At 73.1% G+C, this 17,348-nt stretch carries 13 protein-coding genes; 10 read left to right on the top strand and 3 right to left on the bottom strand.

Going from position 1 to position 17,348, the window contains the following annotated elements:
* The first annotated feature begins 64 nt into the window (after window positions 1–64).
* Together miaB and ACFTZC_RS25850 are read left to right on the top strand one after the other, a co-directional pair.
* The gene (gene miaB / locus ACFTZC_RS25855; RefSeq protein ID WP_382893594.1) at window positions 65–1,582 is read left to right on the top strand and encodes a tRNA (N6-isopentenyl adenosine(37)-C2)-methylthiotransferase MiaB; all 1,518 of its coding nucleotides are present in this window, start codon (window positions 65–67) and stop codon (window positions 1,580–1,582) included.
* A gap of 154 nt (window positions 1,583–1,736) precedes the next feature.
* On the top strand, window positions 1,737–2,459 hold the full coding sequence (locus ACFTZC_RS25850; RefSeq protein ID WP_382893592.1) for a hypothetical protein: 723 nt from the start codon (window positions 1,737–1,739) through the stop codon (window positions 2,457–2,459).
* Window positions 2,460–2,538: 79 nt separating this feature from the next.
* Here ACFTZC_RS25850 and ACFTZC_RS25845 read toward each other — a convergent pair whose 3' ends face one another.
* Window positions 2,539–2,781, bottom strand: coding sequence for an antitoxin (locus ACFTZC_RS25845; protein WP_382893590.1), 243 nt, complete (start codon window positions 2,779–2,781; stop codon window positions 2,539–2,541).
* Window positions 2,782–3,043: 262 nt separating this feature from the next.
* On the opposite strand from ACFTZC_RS25845, the gene miaA reads away from it, so the two are divergent.
* The 6 genes from miaA (at window position 3,044) to hflX (ending at window position 11,178) form a co-directional block, all read left to right on the top strand.
* Window positions 3,044–3,982: a tRNA (adenosine(37)-N6)-dimethylallyltransferase MiaA gene (gene miaA / locus ACFTZC_RS25840; protein WP_382893588.1), complete on the top strand. Its 939-nt coding sequence runs from the start codon at window positions 3,044–3,046 to the stop codon at window positions 3,980–3,982.
* 129 nt (window positions 3,983–4,111) lie between these two features.
* A complete protein-coding gene (locus ACFTZC_RS25835) occupies window positions 4,112–4,549 on the top strand; it encodes a hypothetical protein (RefSeq protein ID WP_382893585.1) in 438 nt (145 codons plus the stop codon).
* Between the two features lie 164 nt (window positions 4,550–4,713).
* Window positions 4,714–5,634 carry a diaminopimelate epimerase gene (dapF, locus tag ACFTZC_RS25830; protein WP_382893583.1) on the top strand — a complete coding sequence of 307 codons (921 nt, stop codon included), beginning with the start codon at window positions 4,714–4,716 and terminating at the stop codon, window positions 5,632–5,634.
* 140 nt (window positions 5,635–5,774) lie between these two features.
* Window positions 5,775–7,889 (top strand): RelA/SpoT family protein, encoded by a 2,115-nt coding sequence (locus ACFTZC_RS25825; RefSeq protein WP_382893581.1) that lies wholly within the window; start codon window positions 5,775–5,777, stop codon window positions 7,887–7,889.
* Window positions 7,890–8,075: 186 nt separating this feature from the next.
* Window positions 8,076–9,650, top strand: a complete 1,575-nt coding sequence (locus tag ACFTZC_RS25820) for a M1 family metallopeptidase (RefSeq protein ID WP_382893579.1) — start codon at window positions 8,076–8,078, stop codon at window positions 9,648–9,650.
* A gap of 37 nt (window positions 9,651–9,687) precedes the next feature.
* Window positions 9,688–11,178, top strand: a complete 1,491-nt coding sequence (gene hflX, locus ACFTZC_RS25815; RefSeq protein WP_365817757.1) for a GTPase HflX — start codon at window positions 9,688–9,690, stop codon at window positions 11,176–11,178.
* 124 nt (window positions 11,179–11,302) lie between these two features.
* On the opposite strand, the gene ACFTZC_RS25810 is transcribed toward hflX, so the two are convergent.
* Both ACFTZC_RS25810 and ACFTZC_RS25805 read right to left on the bottom strand, forming a co-directional pair.
* The gene (locus ACFTZC_RS25810) at window positions 11,303–12,508 is read right to left on the bottom strand and encodes a trypsin-like serine peptidase (RefSeq protein WP_382893576.1); all 1,206 of its coding nucleotides are present in this window, start codon (window positions 12,506–12,508) and stop codon (window positions 11,303–11,305) included.
* 66 nt (window positions 12,509–12,574) lie between these two features.
* Complete coding sequence (locus ACFTZC_RS25805) at window positions 12,575–13,801, bottom strand: trypsin-like serine peptidase (protein WP_382893574.1); 1,227 nt, start codon at window positions 13,799–13,801, stop codon at window positions 12,575–12,577.
* 293 nt (window positions 13,802–14,094) lie between these two features.
* Between ACFTZC_RS25805 and ACFTZC_RS25800 the strand changes: the two genes are divergently transcribed.
* Window positions 14,095–15,390 carry an aminotransferase class III-fold pyridoxal phosphate-dependent enzyme gene (locus ACFTZC_RS25800; protein WP_382893572.1) on the top strand — a complete coding sequence of 432 codons (1,296 nt, stop codon included), beginning with the start codon at window positions 14,095–14,097 and terminating at the stop codon, window positions 15,388–15,390.
* 39 nt (window positions 15,391–15,429) lie between these two features.
* Window positions 15,430–17,310 (top strand): IucA/IucC family protein, encoded by a 1,881-nt coding sequence (locus tag ACFTZC_RS25795; RefSeq protein WP_382893570.1) that lies wholly within the window; start codon window positions 15,430–15,432, stop codon window positions 17,308–17,310.
* Window positions 17,311–17,348: the final 38 nt, after the last annotated feature.

Raw genomic sequence — 17,348 nt, 5'->3', positions numbered from 1 at the left:
GATGGCCAGGCCCTGTCCGGTACCCGCCACTTACCACGTGCCTCTTCCGCCTACTCTGGTGGGCATGAGCAGCGGCGACCGGAGTCAGGCAGTGGGCGGTACGAGAAGTTACGAGGTGCGCACCTACGGGTGCCAGATGAATGTCCACGACTCCGAACGGCTCTCCGGCCTCCTGGAGGACGCGGGGTACGTCCGGGCGCCCGAGGGCTCCGACGGGGACGCCGACGTCGTCGTCTTCAACACCTGCGCCGTCCGGGAGAACGCCGACAACAAGCTGTACGGCAACCTCGGCCGGCTCGCGCCGATGAAGACCAGGCGCCCGGGCATGCAGATCGCCGTCGGAGGCTGTCTGGCCCAGAAGGACCGCGACACCATCGTGCGGCGCGCGCCCTGGGTCGATGTGGTCTTCGGTACGCACAACATCGGCAGACTGCCGGTCCTCCTGGAGCGTGCCCGTGTCCAGGAGGAGGCGCAGGTCGAGATCGCCGAATCGCTGGAGGCGTTCCCCTCCACACTGCCGACCCGGCGCGAGTCCGCGTACGCCGCCTGGGTCTCCATCTCGGTCGGCTGCAACAACACCTGCACCTTCTGCATCGTCCCCGCCCTGCGCGGCAAGGAGAAGGACCGCCGTCCCGGCGACATCCTGGCCGAGATCGAGGCCCTGGTCGCCGAGGGTGTCTCCGAGATCACGCTGCTGGGCCAGAACGTCAACGCGTACGGTTCCGACATCGGTGACCGCGAGGCGTTCTCCAAGTTGCTGCGCGCCTGCGGGGCGATCGACGGGCTGGAGCGCGTCCGCTTCACCTCGCCGCACCCGCGCGACTTCACGGACGACGTGATCGCGGCGATGGCCGAGACGCCGAACGTGATGCCGCAGCTCCACATGCCGCTCCAGTCCGGCTCGGACCCGGTTCTCAAGGCGATGCGGCGCTCGTACCGGCAGGACCGCTACCTCGGCATCATCGGCAAGGTGCGGGCCGCGATCCCGCACGCCGCCATCTCCACCGACATCATCGTGGGCTTCCCCGGCGAGACCGAGGAGGACTTCGAGCAGACCCTGCACGTGGTGCGTGAGGCGCGCTTCGCGCAGGCGTTCACCTTCCAGTACTCCAAGCGCCCCGGGACCCCGGCCGCGGAGATGGACGGCCAGATCCCCAAGGAGGTCGTCCAGGAGCGCTACATGCGGCTGTCCGCCCTTCAGGAGGAGATCTCCTGGGAGGAGAACAAGAAGCAGGTGGGCCGGACGCTGGAGATCATGGTCGCGGAGGGCGAGGGGCGCAAGGACGGCGCCACGCACCGGCTCTCGGGGCGCGCGCCCGACAACCGGCTCGTCCACTTCACCAAGCCGGACGAGGAGGTGCGGCCGGGCGACGTGGTGACCGTCGGGATCACCTACGCCGCCCCGCACCACCTGCTCGCCGAGGGCCCGACGACGCGGGTACGGCGCACCCGGGCCGGCGACGCCTGGGAGAAGCGGCACGCCGCGGAGGCGGCGAAGCCGGCCGGGGTCCTGCTGGGCCTGCCCACGGTGGGTGTCCCCGCACCGCTCCCCGCCGCGACGGGGGGCTGCGCCGCCCCGTGACCGGCGGCCTGCCGACCGGTCGGCGGCCCGTGACCGGCGCCGGGCGTTCGGCCGGTGGCCCGGCGTCCGGTGGCCCGGCGCCCGGCAGACCGGCGCCCGGCAGACCGGCGAACGGCGGACCGGCCCGGAACGTGGCCTGGGTAGGCTGCTGATCATGCTCGTATCCGCTGCCGTATGTCCCAGTCCGCCGCTGCTGGTCCCCGCCGTGGCGGCCGACGCCGCGCCCGAGCTCGACGCGGCGCGCGCCGCGTGCGCGGACGCGCTGGGGGTGCTCGCGGCCGCCCGGCCCGACCGGCTGGTCGTCGTCGGCCCGGCGGAGCCGGTGGCCGCGGGAGACCACCCACGGGGCGCCACGGGGTCGTTCCGCGGCTTCGGGGTGGACGTGGATGTCGTCCTCGGCGGGGCCGCGCCGGGCGGCGCCGAGGCCCCCGCGCGGGCGCTGCCGCCCTCCCTCGCCGTCGCGGCGTGGCTGCTGGAGCATGTCCGCTGGTCCGCCGCCCCGGTGTCCGCGCTGGGTGTGGACGAGCGGCTCGCCACCGGGCGCTGCGTCGCGGCCGGACAGGAGATCGCGGCGGGGGACGACCGGGTGGCGCTGCTGGTGATGGGCGACGCCAGCGCGTGCCGCACGCTCAAGGCGCCCGGCTACCTGGACGACCGGGCGGCCGGCTTCGACGCGGCGGTGGCGGCGGCGCTGTCGGCGGCGGACGTGGCGGCGCTCACGGCGCTCGACACGGAGCTGGCGGCCGCGCTCAAGGCGGCGGGCCGGGCCCCCTGGCAGGTGCTCGCCGGCGCGGCCGAGGGCGCGCGGCTGGGCGGCGCGCTGCTGTACGAGGACGCGCCGTACGGGGTCGGCTACCTCGTGGCGGCCTGGTCGTAGCGGATACGGCGCGACGGGGCGGTACGGGGCGCCATGGCCCCGTACCGCCCCGTCCCCGTCGCCGTCCCTGTGCGACCGATCAGGGGGCGGCCGGTGGCGGGGGAGTGCCGTCGTCCTTGTGGGAGAGCTTGCCGAGCGCGTCCTTGGCCTTGCCCGTACCCGCGTCGATCTTGTCGCTGTACTTGCCCTTGGTCTTCTCGTCGACCGTGCGGGCGGCTTTGTCCAGCCCGTGTTCGATCTTGCCCCCGTGCTGCTGCGCGAGGTCGGCGACCTTTTCCTTGGCCGGACCGATTTTGGCCTTCAATGAATCCAGGAAGCCCATGGGCCACCTTCCCTCGGAGGAGACAACAGCCTACTTGTGGGTGCTTTTTCCCCGCCTCACCGTCCGCACTCGGCTCCCATCTCACGGAGCCGACTGCGGACGGTGAGACACCGGGCCGACTGTCGAACCATGAAAAAACGCCCTTAACCTCCCCATATCGTACTCGCGGGGATGGAGATCCGCCCTGCCCCGAGCCGGCCCCGGAGGCGTGCTGTCACGTAACTCGTTCGGGCAGGGGACCGCTGTTTGCGAGACTGGGGCAGTGAGAAGCGCACCTACCGCACCGCGGGTCATCGCCGTCGTCGGTCCCACCGCGGCCGGCAAGTCCGATCTGGGCGTACACCTTGCCCGGCAACTCGACGGTGAGGTCGTCAACGCGGACTCCATGCAGCTCTACCGGGGCATGGACATCGGCACCGCCAAACTGACGACCGAGGAGCGCGCCGGAGTGCCGCACCACCTCCTGGACATCTGGGAGGTCACCCAGGCGGCGAGCGTCGCCGAGTACCAGCGTTCCGCCAGGACGGTGATCGACCGGCTGCTCGCCGAGGGCCGTACGCCCGTCCTGGTGGGCGGCTCCGGGCTGTACGTACGCGGAGCCATCGACGCCCTCGACTTCCCCGGCACCGACCCCGAGGTGCGCGCCAGGCTGGAGGCGGAGCTGCTGCTCCGCGGCTCCGGCGCCCTGCACGCCCGGCTCTCCGCCGCCGACCCTCCCGCGGGCCGCGCGATCCTGCCCAGCAACGGCCGGCGCATCGTCCGCGCGCTGGAAGTGATCGAGATCACCGGCAAGCCCTTCACGGCCAATCTGCCGGGTCATGACGCGGTGTACGACACCCTCCAGATCGGCGTCGACGTCGCCCGCCCCGAACTGGACGCGCGGATCGCGCGCCGGGTCGACCGGATGTGGGACGAGGGTCTGGTGGACGAGGTACGCGCCCTGGAGGCGCGCGGGCTGCGCGAGGGACGTACCGCCTCCCGCGCCCTCGGCTACCAGCAGGTGCTCGCGGCGCTGGCCGGTGAGTGCACCGAGGAGGAGGCGCGCGCGGAGACCGTTCGCGCCACCAAACGCTTCGCGCGCCGTCAGGACTCCTGGTTCCGCCGCGACTCCCGGGTGCACTGGCTGGGCGGCGGAACGGAGCACAGGGAAGAACTCCCGCACCGGGCGCTCGCGTTGGTCGAACGAGCGGTCACAGCCTGATCACGTGATGGCATCGGGACGCTCAGGGCGTCCGTGCGGTCCCCGCGGGCGTGCCATCATCGAGCAACGGTCGACCATCGGGCATCGATCGATCGACCAGTGGAGTCCGACTTGGGAGGGCGCGTGGCGATGGAGGCCGGCCCTCGCGACAGAGAACCCACGTCCTCGGAGACGTCGGAGGACGGCCCCAGGCTGAGCCCTGACGGTCCGGAGGAAGAGACCCTGGCCGACGAGGTCGAGGTCGAACTCAGGCCCCGGCCCAGGCTGCGGATCTGGCAGCTCGCCCCGATCGTGACGCTGGCCGCCGTCGGCTCCCTCATGTTCGCCTTCCCCCTCGCCTTCGGCACCGGGGACGGCGGGGCGGTCGTCGCCATGCTCGGGCTGCTGATCAGCTGCTGCGCCGCGGGCGCGGGCATGATGGCCGCGCGCCGCGTCGGGCACACATGGCCGGGGCTGCCGAGCCGGTCCTCGGGCGAGCGCCCCGACTGGCGCGTCCTCGCCCTGTACGTCGCCGTGGGCGCCGCCCTGGTCGCCCTCGCCGTCTGGCGGGTCGCCCGGCTGCGCTGACCGCCCCGTACGGCGCGGGCCCCGTACGGGGCCCGGCACGGCGCGCGCCCGGCACAGCGGGGCCCCGCACGGCGCGGGCCCCGGTCCTGGTCCCGAGCGGTCCCGGGCCCGCCGCGTCGGCCGCTCCGGAGGGCGCTGTCCTACCTGCCTCGTACGATGGTTCCGTGAGCACTTCCCAGACCGCAGCCCGGCCGACCGCGCCCATCGCCTTCCTCAAGGGACACGGGACGGAGAACGACTTCGTGATCGTTCCCGACCCGGAGAACGCCCTGGACCTCTCCCCCCGCGCGGTGGCGGCCCTGTGCGACCGCCGGGCCGGGATCGGCGGCGACGGGCTGCTCCATGTCGTACGGTCGGCGGCCCACCCCGAGGCGCGTGCCATGGCCGGGGAGGCCGAGTGGTTCATGGACTACCGCAACGCCGACGGGTCGGTCGCCGAGATGTGCGGCAACGGAGTGCGGGTCTTCGCCCGGTACCTCCAGCGCGCCGGACACGTGGAGGCGGGAGATCTGGCCGTCGCCACCCGTGGCGGGGTCAAGAAGGCGCATCTCGCCAAGGACGGGCACGGTGCGGAGGGCGGGGCCGGGGACATCACCGTCCACATGGGGCGCGCGGCGCTCCCCGAGGAGCAGGCCACGGTCACGGTCGGCGGCCGGCGGTGGCCCGCCCTCAACGTCAACATGGGCAATCCCCACGCGGTCGCGTTCGTCGAGGACCTGGCGCACGCGGGGGACCTGTTCACGGAGCCGCCCGTCAGCCCCGCGTCCGTCTACCCGGACGGGGTGAACGTCGAATTCGTCGTCGACCGGGGACCGCGCCACGTCGCCCTCCGCGTCCATGAGCGCGGCTCAGGCGAGACCCGCTCCTGCGGTACGGGCGCCTGCGCCGTGGCCGTCGCCGCGGCCCGCAGGGACGGTGCCGACCCCGCGGTGACGGGCGAGCCCGTCACGTACACCGTGGACCTCCCCGGCGGACGGCTCGTCATCACCGAGCGCCCGGACGGCGGGATCGAGATGACGGGGCCCGCCGTCATCGTGGCGGAGGGTCACATCGACCCGGTCTGGCTCGAATCCGCCTTCGGTTAAATCTTCGCTCGGATGGGTGATCCGTTTCACGTCGGGCGGGACCGGGACTGCCGCACGCCACGGGGTCGATAGCATCAAGCACCGGCCCGGAGGGCGTCCCCGCCCTCTCCCCGCCGGTCGATGCTGCCCGGAGGTGCCCCATGAGCGCAGAGGCAACCAGCCCTGGTGCCCACAGCCGCAGACGCGGCCTTCCCCGGATCGACCTCCGCAGGCTCGGCAGGGCCGCGTTACTCGGCCCCGCCACCAGGGACCGGCTGCCGGCCGCGATCGGCCATGTCGCGGACGCGCACCGCGCGCACCACCCGGACGCCGACCTGGCCGTACTGCACAAGGCGTATGTCCTGGCGGAGGCTTCGCACCGCGGGCAGTACCGCAAGAGCGGCGAGCCCTACATCACCCACCCGCTCGCCGTCACCCTGATCCTGGCCGAACTGGGCGCCGAGACCACGACCTTGACCGCCTCCCTCCTCCACGACACCGTCGAGGACACCGATGTGACGCTGGACCAGGTGCGGGCGGAGTTCGGCGACGAGGTCTGCTACCTGGTCGACGGCGTGACCAAGCTGGAGAAGGTCGACTACGGGGCGGCGGCCGAGCCCGAGACCTTCCGCAAGATGCTCGTCGCCACCGGCAACGACGTCCGGGTGATGTCGATCAAGCTGGCGGACCGGCTGCACAACATGCGCACCCTCGGGGTGATGCGTCCCGAGAAACAGGCCCGGATCGCGAAGGTCACCCGCGACGTACTCATCCCGCTCGCGGAACGGCTCGGCGTCCAGGCGCTCAAGACCGAACTGGAGGACCTGGTCTTCGCCATCCTCCATCCCGAGGAGTACGCGCAGACCCGCGCCCTGATCGCGGACAACGCCACCGCGGGGGACGCCCTCGCGGCCATCTCCGAGGACGTCCGGCGCGTGCTGCGCGAGGCGGGCATCACCGCCGAGGTCCTGGTGCGGCCCCGGCACTCCGTCTCCGTGCACCGCTCGGGACTGAAGCGCGGCGAGCTGCGCGGCACGGACTTCGGCAGGCTGCTGGTGCTGGTCACCGAGGACGCCGACTGCTACGCGGTCCTCGGCGAGCTGCACACCTGCTTCACCCCGGTGATCTCCGAGTTCAAGGACTTCATCGCGGCGCCCAAGTTCAACCTTTACCAGTCGCTGCACACGGCGGTCGCCGGCCCGGACGGCGCGGTCGCCGAGGTCCTCATCCGTACGCACCGGATGCACAAGGTCGCCGAGGCAGGGGTGGTTGCCCTGGGCAACCCGTATGCGTCCGCCGACGCCACAGGGGGCCAGGACGGCACGGAGCGTGCCTCCGCCGCGGACCCGCAGGACGGCGAACGCGCCGACCCGACCCGGCCCGGCTGGCTCTCCCGCCTCCTGAAGTGGCAGGAGGCCACCACCGACTCGGACGCCTTCTGGGCCACCCTCCGCGACGACCTGGCCCAGGACGCGGAGATCACCGTCTTCCGCGCCGAGGGCGGGCTGCTCGGCCTGCCCGCGGGGGCGAGCTGCGTGGACGCCGCGTACGCGCAGCACGGCGAGGCCGCGCACGGTTGCCTCGGGGCGCGGGTCAACGGCCGTCTGGCGCCGCTCAGTACGGTCCTGCGGGACGGCGACACGGTGCAGTTGCTGCTGGCCCAGGACGCCGCGTCGGGGCCCTCGCCGCAGTGGCTCGACCACGCCCGTACGCCCGCCGCGCGGATCGCGATCACCGGCTGGCTGACGGCCCACCCCGAGGCCGTGGGGACGCCCGACGCGGCGCCCCGCGCGGCGCTCGCCGTCACCGCCGACCGGCGGGGCGAGCCCAACGCCGTGGTGGACCTGCCGGGCGCCACCGTACGGCTCGCCGGCTGCTGTACGCCCGTACCGCCCGACGCGGTGACCGCCTTCTCCGTACGCGGCGGCGTCGTCACCGTCCACCGGCAGGAGTGCCGCGCCGTGGACCGGATGCGGGCGCTGGACCGGCGCCCGATCCCGGTGAGGTGGGGCGACGCGCCGGAGTGCCGGGTGACGCTGTACGCCGAATCGTTCGGGCGGCCCCGGCTGCTCGCCGACCTCACGGAGGCCATCGCCACGGCGGGCGCCGCGATCGTCGCGGCGACGGTGGAGCCGCCGAGCGAACAACGCGTACGGCACACGTACACGCTGGAGCTGCCGGACGCGGCGGGCCTGCCCGGTCTGATGCGCGCCATGCGCGACGTACCGGGCGTCTACGACGTCAGCCGCGCCCAGCAGCAGCCGGCGACCGCCTGAGCGCCCGCCGTGCCCGTACGTCCTCCAGGGCGGGCGTCGCACGGCGGGCTCCTCCTTGTCCTCACCCGCCGTTAACTTCGTGCCTCGGGGCATCCGGCCGCCAGGCCCGCCCGCCACCTGCCCCTTTCGAGTGGGGGCGGCGCGCGCCGCCGCCGTGCGCCGGGCGGCCGCTGATAGCCGTGGTCCGTGCTGTCAACGTGCTCCACCTCCCGCTCCCGCCGACTGCGTGCCGTCCTGCTGGCGGCCGCCTCGGTCACCCTTCTCGCCGCGACCCTGCCCCCGCCCCAGCCGCTCGGCATCGGGGACCCGCTCTTCCCGTACCTGGGCAACCCCGGCTACGACGTCCTCGCCTACGACATCGCCTTCACCTACCGGGGCGACAACACCAAGCCCCTCGACGCCGTCACCAAGATCGACGCGACCGCCACCCAGCGCCTGGACCGGATCAACCTCGACTTCACCCACGGCACGGTCCGTTCGGTCGAGGTCGACGGCGCCCCGGCGCGGTTCGCGACGGCCGGGGAGGACCTGGTGATCACCCCCGCCGAGGAGGTGGAGGCGGGCGAGCGGACGAGGATCACCGTCCGCCACACCAGTGACCCCGGCGGAGAGGCCGGCGGCTGGGTGCGGACCACCGACGGGCTGGCGATGGCCAACCAGGCCGACGCCGCCCACCGGGTCTTCCCCGGCAACGACCATCCCGCCGACAAGGCGTACTTCACCTTCCGGATCACGGTGCCCGGCCGGCTGACCGCGGTCGCCAACGGCCTTCCCGTGGCCAGGGCCATGGCCGGCGCGCGCACCACCTTCGTCTACCGCACCCGGCACCCCATGGCGACCGAGCTGGCGCAGGTCTCCATCGGCGACTCGGCCGTCGTGCGCCGCCAGGGCCCCGGCGACCTCCCCGTACGCGACGTGGTGCCGGCCGCAGACCGCGACGTGCTGGAGCCCTGGCTCAAGAAGACCCCGGACCAGATCCGCTGGATGGAGGAGCAGGTAGGGACGTACCCCTTCGAGACGTACGGCCTGCTGATCGCCGGCGCCGACACCGGATTCGAACTGGAGACACAGACCCTCTCGCTCTTCGAGCGCTCCCTGTTCACCGGTTCCGTCTATCCCGAGTGGTACGTCGACTCGGTCATGGTCCACGAACTGGCCCACCAGTGGTTCGGCGACAGCGTCGCCCCTCGTACCTGGTCGGACCTCTGGCTCAACGAGGGACACGCCACCTGGTACGAGGCCCGGTACGCGCAGGAGCACGCGGGCAAGGCACTGGAGACCCGGATGCGGGACGCCTACCGGCGGTCCGACGGCTGGCGGGCGGACGGTGGCCCGCCGGCCGCCCCGAAGCCGCCGACACCGGGGAATCAGATCAGCCTCTTCCGACCGGTCGTCTACGACGGCAGCGCCCTCGTCCTGTACGCGCTGCGCCAGGAGATCGGGAAGGACGCCTTCGCCCGGCTGGAACGCGACTGGGTGCGGATCCACCGGGACGCCACGGCGACCACGGCCGACTTCACCGCGCTGGCGTCCGAGGTCGCGGGGCGTGACCTGGCCGGCTTCCTCAGGCCGTGGCTGTACGGCCGGACGACCCCGCCGATGCCGGGCCACCCCGACTGGCGCAGCGACCCGCCCAAGGCCGGGAAGGCCGGGAAGAGTGGGAAGAGCGGGGAAACCGGAGTGACGGCGGGGCTGAAGCGTGCCACCATCGACGAGTCGGCGACGCGGCCGGGAATCAATCCGGGCCGTCACGCGTTGTGACTGATGTAGCGGAATTTCCTTTCGACGTAAGGATCCAATGACCTCCTCTTCCTCCCCTTCCCAGGACACGCAGAACTTCGCGGACTCCCGCACGGAAAGCCTTCGGGCCGATGCCCTGATGGAAGAGGACGTCGCCTGGAGCCACGAGATCGACGGAGAGCGGGACGGCGATCAGTTCGACCGCTCGGAGCGGGCCGCGCTGCGGCGCGTGGCGGGTCTCTCCACGGAGCTCGAAGACGTCACCGAGGTCGAGTACCGGCAGCTGCGCCTGGAGCGCGTCGTCCTGGTCGGTGTCTGGACCTCGGGCACGCTGCAGGACGCGGAGAACTCCCTCGCGGAGCTCGCCGCCCTCGCCGAGACCGCGGGCGCGCTCGTGCTCGACGGGGTGTTCCAGCGCCGCGACAAGCCCGATTCCGCGACGTACATCGGCTCCGGCAAGGCCCAGGAGCTGCGGGACATCGTGGAGGAGAGCGGCGCCGACACCGTCGTCTGCGACGGAGAGCTCAGCCCCGGCCAGCTCATCCACCTCGAAGACGTCGTCAAGGTCAAGGTCGTCGACCGTACGGCGCTGATCCTGGACATCTTCGCCCAGCACGCCAAGTCCCGTGAGGGCAAGGCGCAGGTGGCGCTCGCCCAGATGCAGTACATGCTGCCGAGGCTACGCGGCTGGGGCCAGTCGCTCTCCCGGCAGATGGGTGGCGGCGGCGGTGGCGGCATGGCCACCCGCGGTCCCGGTGAGACCAAGATCGAGACGGACCGTCGGCGGATCCGCGAGAAGATGGCGAAGATGCGCCGGGAGATCGCGGAGATGAAGACCGGCCGCGAGATCAAGCGGCAGGAGCGCCGACGCAACAAGGTGCCGTCGGTGGCCATCGCCGGATACACCAACGCGGGCAAGTCGTCCCTGCTCAACCGGCTCACCGGCGCCGGTGTCCTGGTGGAGAACGCGCTGTTCGCCACCCTGGACCCGACCGTCCGGCGGGCCGAGACCCCGAGCGGCCGGCTCTACACCCTGGCCGACACGGTCGGCTTTGTCCGCCATCTGCCCCACCACCTGGTCGAGGCGTTCCGCTCCACGATGGAGGAGGTCGGCGACTCCGACCTGATCCTGCACGTGGTGGACGGCTCGCACCCGGTGCCGGAGGAGCAGCTCGCCGCCGTGCGCGAGGTGATCCGCGAGGTCGGCGCGGTGGATGTGCGCGAGATCGTCGTGATCAACAAGGCGGACGCGGCCGACCCGCTGGTCCTCCAGCGGCTGCTGCGCACGGAGCGTGACGCGATCGCGGTCTCCGCGCGTACGGGCGAGGGCGTCGCGGAGCTGCTCGCGCTGATCGACGCGGAGCTGCCCCGGCCCGAGGTCGAGGTCGAGGTGCTGCTGCCGTACACGGCGGGCGCGCTGGTCTCGCGGGTGCACGCCGAGGGCGAGGTGCTCTCCGAGGAGCACACCCCGGAGGGCACGCTGCTCAAGGCGCGGGTCCACGAGGAGCTGGCCGCGGCGCTCGCACCGTACGTGCCGGTGGCCGGCTGACGTCTCTGACGGCCGGAGGCCCGTCTCCCTCACCAGTGGGTGAGGGAGACGGGCCTCCGTCGTTCCGCTCGGCGCCGTACGGGCCCCGTGCCGGTCAGGAACCCTCAGGGCCCGTCAGGGACCGTCAGCGGGCGCCGAACTTGTCGCTCATCGCGGTGTAGATCCGCTCGGCGCCCGGGCCCAGCCGGGGCCCGGCCAGCCATCCCGAGGTGACCGGGCCGATCGAGGTGTTGGAGACCAGCACGAGCTTGCCGCCGGGCTGCGTGGCGAACCATCCGCCGCCCGAGGAGCCCCCGGTCATGGTGCAGCCGATCCGCCACATCGTCGGCGTACCGGGGCTGACGGAGAGCCGGCCCGGCTTGTCGACGCACTTGTGCATCCGCAGCCCGTCGTACGGGGCGGCGGCCGGGTAACCCCAGGCGCCCATGCCGCTGATGTTCGCGACCTCGGGGAGGTCGAAGTCCACGTCCAGGGCGGTGCCCACGGTCTCCTCCAGCGACCTGCCGCCCTTCTCCGGCTCGACGTGCATCACGGCGTAGTCGTACGCCGCGCCCGCGCCGCCGGTCGGACCGCCGCCACTGATCCACTCACCGGAGGTGGAGATCCAGTCCGCCCAGTAGACGCCGTACGGGGCGATCTCCCCCGGCTGCGCGGTGTCGAGCGCCGCCGCGGACTTGCCCAGGTCGTTGTAGGCGGGGACGAAGGCGATGTTGCGGTACCAGCCGCCCGTCCCGCCCGCGTGCACGCAGTGGCCCGCGGTCCACACGAGGTTGGACCTGCCAGGGTTCGCGGGGTCCTTCACCACGGTCGCCGAGCAGACCATCGAGCCCTCGGGCGAGTCGAAGAAGACCTTCCCGACCGGCGCCGCGTTCTCGTGGTACGGCGTCTTCTCCGCCACCGCCCGCACCGGGCTCGGCTCCGGGTCGGTGACGTCCTGGTCGCCGGAGACGTCCTGCGCGGCGAGCGTCTTCACCGGTGACTTCGCGCTCCGCATCCGTTCGGGCTTCCACAGCCCGTCGATCACCGGATTGACGAAGTCCTTGGCCTCACTGAGCCACTTCTTCCTGTCCCAGTCCTTCCACCCGCCGTCCTTCCACTTCTCCGGGTCGACGCCGTGCTTCTTCAGCGCGTCGGCCAGGTCAGCGGGGACCGCGGGGCCGTCCGCTCCGCCGCCGGACTCCGGGGTGGACGAGGCGGACGAGGCGGCGGAGGCCCCGGCGGCCTTGCCGTCGCCGGAGCTGTCACTGTCGCCGCCGCCGCAGCCGGTGGCGGTCAGGGCGAGCGCTGCGGCCGCGCAGGCGGCCGTCAGCAGTGGTCGTACGGATCGCATGGTGCGGTTCCCCCTGGATCGAAAATTTGGCATGAGCGTGCCATACCTGTGGGGGCCGCCGCCCGCTCACCGGCCCGCGAACTTCTTGCTGACGCCGTCGTAGACGCCCTTGGCCCCGTCGCCGAGACGCGGCCCCGCCAGCCACCCCGCGGTCACCGGACCGATGGAGGTGTTGGAGACCAGGGCGGGCTTGCCGTCCTGGCCCGCCGCGACCCAGCCGCCGCCCGACGAACCGGCGGTCATGGTGCAGCCGATGCGGTACATCGTCGGATCGTCCGCCGCCAGCGACAGCCGGCCCGGCCTGCCCTCGCACTGGAAGAGCTTCTGGCCGTCGTACGGCGGCGCAGCCGGGTAGCCGGTCGCCGTCATGGCCGCGATCTCCGGGGTGGCCGGAGCGTTGAACTCCACCGGCAGCGCCGAACCGACCGTCTCCTCCAGCGAGGTGCCCGCACCGCCCTTCTCCGGCGTGACATGGATGACCGCGAAGTCGTACGGCGCGCCCTGACCGCCGGTCGGCCCGCCCTCGGCGATCCACTGGGAGGAGGTCTGCGCCCAGTCCGCCCACCACACGCCGTGCGGGGCGATCCGCTCCTTGGGCGCGGTCTCCAACTCGGCCACCGACAGGGCGCTGTCGTTGTACGAGGGCACGAACGCGATGTTCCGGTACCAGCCGCCGCTCTTGCCGGAGTGCACGCAGTGGCCCGCCGTCCAGACCATGTTGGACTTGCCGGGGTTCGCCGGGTCCTCGACCACCGTCGCCGAGCAGACCATCGAGCCCTCGGGCCCGTCGAAGAACAACTTGCCCGCCTGCGCGGCGTTGTCGCCGTACGGCGCGCTCACGGCCCGCGCGGTCACCGGCGCCGGCTCCGGGTCGGTGACGCCCGTGTCCCCGGAGATGTCCTGGTCGTCCACGGACTTCTCCGGCGGCTTCTCCGCGTCCCGCATCCGGTCCGGGTCCCAGAGGCCCTCGATGATCGGGTTGACGAAGTCCTTGGCCTCACGCAGCCAGGTCTCGCGGTCCCAGTTCTTCCACTCACCGCCGCGCCACTTGTCCATGTCGATCCCGTGCTCCTTGAGCCGGTCCTTGAGATCGTCAGGAATCGTGATCGCGCCGTCGGAGGCGGCCGCGGCGGACTCGCTCGCCTTCGCCGCCGCCTGGTCCTCGTCGGGACCGCAGCCCGTGGCCGTCAGCGCGAGGACCGCGGCGACCGACACGGCGGCCAGGACGGGGGAGGGTCTGCGCCGCGCGCTCCTTCCCCGGAGTGCGGCAAGTGTCGGACGTATGGGTCGCATGGCGATATCCCCCTGGGACTTCTGGGCAGTTCGGAACATAGGAACAGTTGGCGCACCCGGCGACGGCGACCGGAGCCGGGACGCGCCCCCACTATGCCGGTGCCGTTGGGGACGGCGTTCGGCAGGGCGGCGGTTCCCCCCGGCGCAATGATCTTCCCGCTGCCCGTGATCCCCGGCGCGGCGCGTCGTTGGTACGTACGAGAGGGCCCGGCCCGCGGTTCACCGTCGAACATTCGGGGAGCCGGCGCCGTACTGACAGAGGACCGACGCCGCCCAGGGGAGGACCGATCGCTGTGACCGTGACCGAATCAGCACCGGCGGCACCGACCGTCGCCCACGCGGGCATCCTGCGGAGCCGGCCCCCGCGCGAGCAGTCGGCCCGCACCTACGCGCGCTCCCTGCCCATCGTCCCGGTGCGCGCCCGGGGGCTGACGATCGAGGGAGCCGACGGCCGGCGCTATCTCGACTGCCTCTCCGGCGCGGGCACCCTCGCCCTCGGGCACAACCATCCGGTCGTGCTGGAGGCGATCAGGAAGGTCCTGGACTCCGGCGCCCCGCTGCACGTCCCCGACCTCGCCACCCCCGTCGAGGACGCCTTCACCACCGAACTGTTGGCCACGCTCCCCGCCGGGTTCGCCGCCGGCGCCCGGGTCCGGTTCTGCGGCCCCACCGCCGCCGACGCCGTCGGGAGCGCGCTCGCCCTCGTCCGTACCGCCACCGGCCGCGACACCGTGCTCACCTTCGGCGGAACCGACCACGACGCCTGGGCCGCGGGCCTGTTCGACGGCGGGGACGGCCCGGACACCCCCGCCGCGATGATGCTCGAACCGGTCCAGGACGAGGGCGGGGTGATCCCCGCGCCCGACCCCTGGCTGCGCGAGATGCGCCGGAGCACGGCGGACCGCTCCATTCCGCTCATCGCCGACGAGACCCGGACGGGTGTGGGGCGCACCGGCGCCTTCTGGGCCGTGGAGCACAGCGGGATCACCCCCGACGTGATGGTGATGTCCCAGGCGATCGGCGGCTCCCTCCCGCTCGCCGTGATCGTCCACCACGCGGATCTCGACGCCCCGCTGCCCGCCGGCCCGGCGGACCCCTTCCGGGGCAACCAGCTCGCGATGGCCGCGGGCGCGGCCACCCTCGCGTACGTACGGGAGAACCGGCTCGCCGAGCGCGCCGCGCTCCTCGGGGCGCGGATGCTGTGCGGGCTGCGGGAGTTGACGGACCGCCACCCGCGCGTCGGCGCCGTACGCGGACGTGGTCTCATGATCGGTGTGGAACTCGTCGCCCCGGCAGCCGGCGATCCTGCGCCGCCGGCCCCCGCGCTCGCCGCCGCCGTCCAGCGGGAGTGCCTCCGCCGCGGCCTCATCGTCGGACTCGGCGGACACCGGGCGTCCGTGGTGCGGCTGCTCCCGCCGCTCACGCTCACCGACGAGCAGGCCGACGCGGTCCTCGACCGCTTCGCCGACGCACTCGCGGCGGCCACGCTCCCCGCACCCCGAGAAGCGGCCGTGTCCCGCGGCGAGGGCGCCGGTCTCCGCGGCGGAGAAGCCGGGCTCCGCCGGAAAGAAGCCGGTCTGTGCCGCTGACGCCGCCGACCCCGACTCCTCACAAGGAAGCCCCCCCCCGTGAACCACACCCCCTCACCCGACGCGCCCGAGGCCGACGGCCCTGCCACCACCGCGGAGTCGGTCACGGTGCCACGGCAGGCAGCGGGCGGACCCGACGGGCGGCTCACCGGCCCCGCGGCCACGCCGGGCCCCGCCGGGGCCGACCCGGCCGTCCCGGGCGCCGACCACCTCGACCACCCCGACCCGCAGAAGGCGGCCGACGCCGCCGCCACCGAGAACCTGCTGCGCTGCTGGGTCCGCGAGGCCGGACTGCCCCGCCCCGACGGCACGGTGCTCCGCATCCCGCTCGACGCCAGCGGCGCCGCGCTCCTCGTCCCCGTACGCCACTGGTCCGCGACGGGCTGGCACCGCTTCGGCATGCCCTTCCTGGAAGGCGGCCCACAGGACGCCCCTGCCGCCGAGGCCGTCACCGTGGCCGCGCTCCTCGGCCGTGAGTCGGGCCGCTACCAGGGCGCCGACCTGGTGGGCAGGGTCGCCAACTCCCTCGGCCACACCGCCGCGTTCCTCGCCGACCGGCGGGCCCGCCCCGAGGCCGACGCCGACGCCGACCTGTTCCTCACGGCGGAACAGTCCCTGCTCCTCGGGCACCCCCTGCACCCCACGCCCAAGAGCCGCGAAGGCCTCTCCGAGACCGAAGCGCGCCTCTACTCCCCGGAGTTGCGCGGCTCCTTCCCGCTCCACTGGATGGCCGTCGACCGCTCCGTACTCGCCACCGACTCCGCCTGGACCGAACAGGGCCGCGTCCTGCCCGCCGAAGCGCTCACCGCCCGGCTCCTCGGCGGCCACCCCCTCCCCGAGAACACGGTGGCGCTGCCCCTGCACCCCTGGCAGGCACGGGACCTGGCCCACCGCCCGGCCGTACGGGACCTCCTCGACGCCGGTCTGCTGCACGACCTCGGGCCCCAGGGCGACCCCTGGCACCCCACCTCCTCGATCCGTACCGTGCACCGCCCCGGCGCCCCCGCCATGCTCAAGCTCTCCCTGGGCGTACGCATCACCAACTCCCGCCGGGAGAACCTGCGCAAGGAACTCCACCGAGGCGTCGAGGTCCACCGGCTGCTGCGCAGCGGCCTCGGCAAGGAGTGGGGGGCCGCGCACCCCGGCTTCGACATCGTCCGCGACCCCGCCTGGCTCGCCGTCGACAGCCCGGACGGCGACCCCGTCACCGGACTCGACGTCATGCTCCGCCACAACCCGTTCGGGCCGTCCGACGACGCCGTCTGCATCGCGGGACTCACCGCGCCGCGCCCCTACCCGGGCCGCGCCGGAATGTACTCGCGGCTCGCCTCGATCGTCACCGGGCTCGCCGACCGCACCGGCCGCCCGGAGGGCGCCGTCGCGGCCGAGTGGTTCCTGCGCTATCTGGACCAGGTCGTACGCCCCGTGCTCTGGCTCGACGGTACGGCCGGGATCGCCCTGGAGGCGCACCAGCAGAACACCCTGGTCGTCCTCGACCCGGCGGGCTGGCCCATTGGCGGGCGCTACCGCGACAACCAGGGCTACTACTTCCGCGAGTCCCACCGCGCCGCGCTGGAGCGCAGACTCCCCGGCATCGGATCCGCCAGCGACACCTTCGTCTCCGACGCCGTCACCGACGAACGCTTCGCCTACTACCTCGCCATCAACAACGTCTTCGGCCTGATCGGCGCGTTCGGCGCCCAGGGACTCGCCGACGAGCGCGTCCTCATCGCGGCCTTCCGGCGCTTCCTGGCGGGCGCGACGGGTCTCGGCTCGTCCCTGCCCGGCCTCCTCCTGGAGAGCGCCACGCTGCGCTGCAAGGCCAACCTGCTCACCCGGCTGCACGGCCTGGACGAACTCGTCGGCCCGGTGGACACGCAGAGCGTCTACGTCACCGTCACCAACCCCCTGCGCGACTGAAGGAACATGAAGGACCGTCAGAACTGCTGAGAGGAGAG

This window comes from Streptomyces sp. NPDC056987, assembly GCF_042673865.1.
In the GTDB taxonomy this organism is placed as follows: Bacteria; Actinomycetota; Actinomycetes; order Streptomycetales; family Streptomycetaceae; genus Streptomyces.
The sequence above is the reverse complement of the archived record's forward strand: the minus strand, read 5'-3'. Positions and strand labels throughout refer to the sequence as shown.

Excerpts from the sequence above, each read along its gene's own strand:
- ACFTZC_RS25825 (WP_382893581.1), top strand. The coding sequence starts at position 5,775 with ATGAGCGCAGAGGCAACCAGCCCTGGTGCCCACAGCCGCAGACGCGGC.
- miaB (WP_382893594.1), top strand. The coding sequence starts at position 65 with ATGAGCAGCGGCGACCGGAGTCAGGCAGTGGGCGGTACGAGAAGTTAC.
- ACFTZC_RS25835 (WP_382893585.1), top strand. The coding sequence starts at position 4,112 with ATGGAGGCCGGCCCTCGCGACAGAGAACCCACGTCCTCGGAGACGTCG.
- ACFTZC_RS25845 (WP_382893590.1), bottom strand. The coding sequence starts at position 2,781 with ATGGGCTTCCTGGATTCATTGAAGGCCAAAATCGGTCCGGCCAAGGAA.
- hflX (WP_365817757.1), top strand. The coding sequence starts at position 9,688 with ATGACCTCCTCTTCCTCCCCTTCCCAGGACACGCAGAACTTCGCGGAC.
- ACFTZC_RS25805 (WP_382893574.1), bottom strand. The coding sequence starts at position 13,801 with ATGCGACCCATACGTCCGACACTTGCCGCACTCCGGGGAAGGAGCGCG.
- ACFTZC_RS25810 (WP_382893576.1), bottom strand. The coding sequence starts at position 12,508 with ATGCGATCCGTACGACCACTGCTGACGGCCGCCTGCGCGGCCGCAGCG.
- ACFTZC_RS25850 (WP_382893592.1), top strand. The coding sequence starts at position 1,737 with ATGCTCGTATCCGCTGCCGTATGTCCCAGTCCGCCGCTGCTGGTCCCC.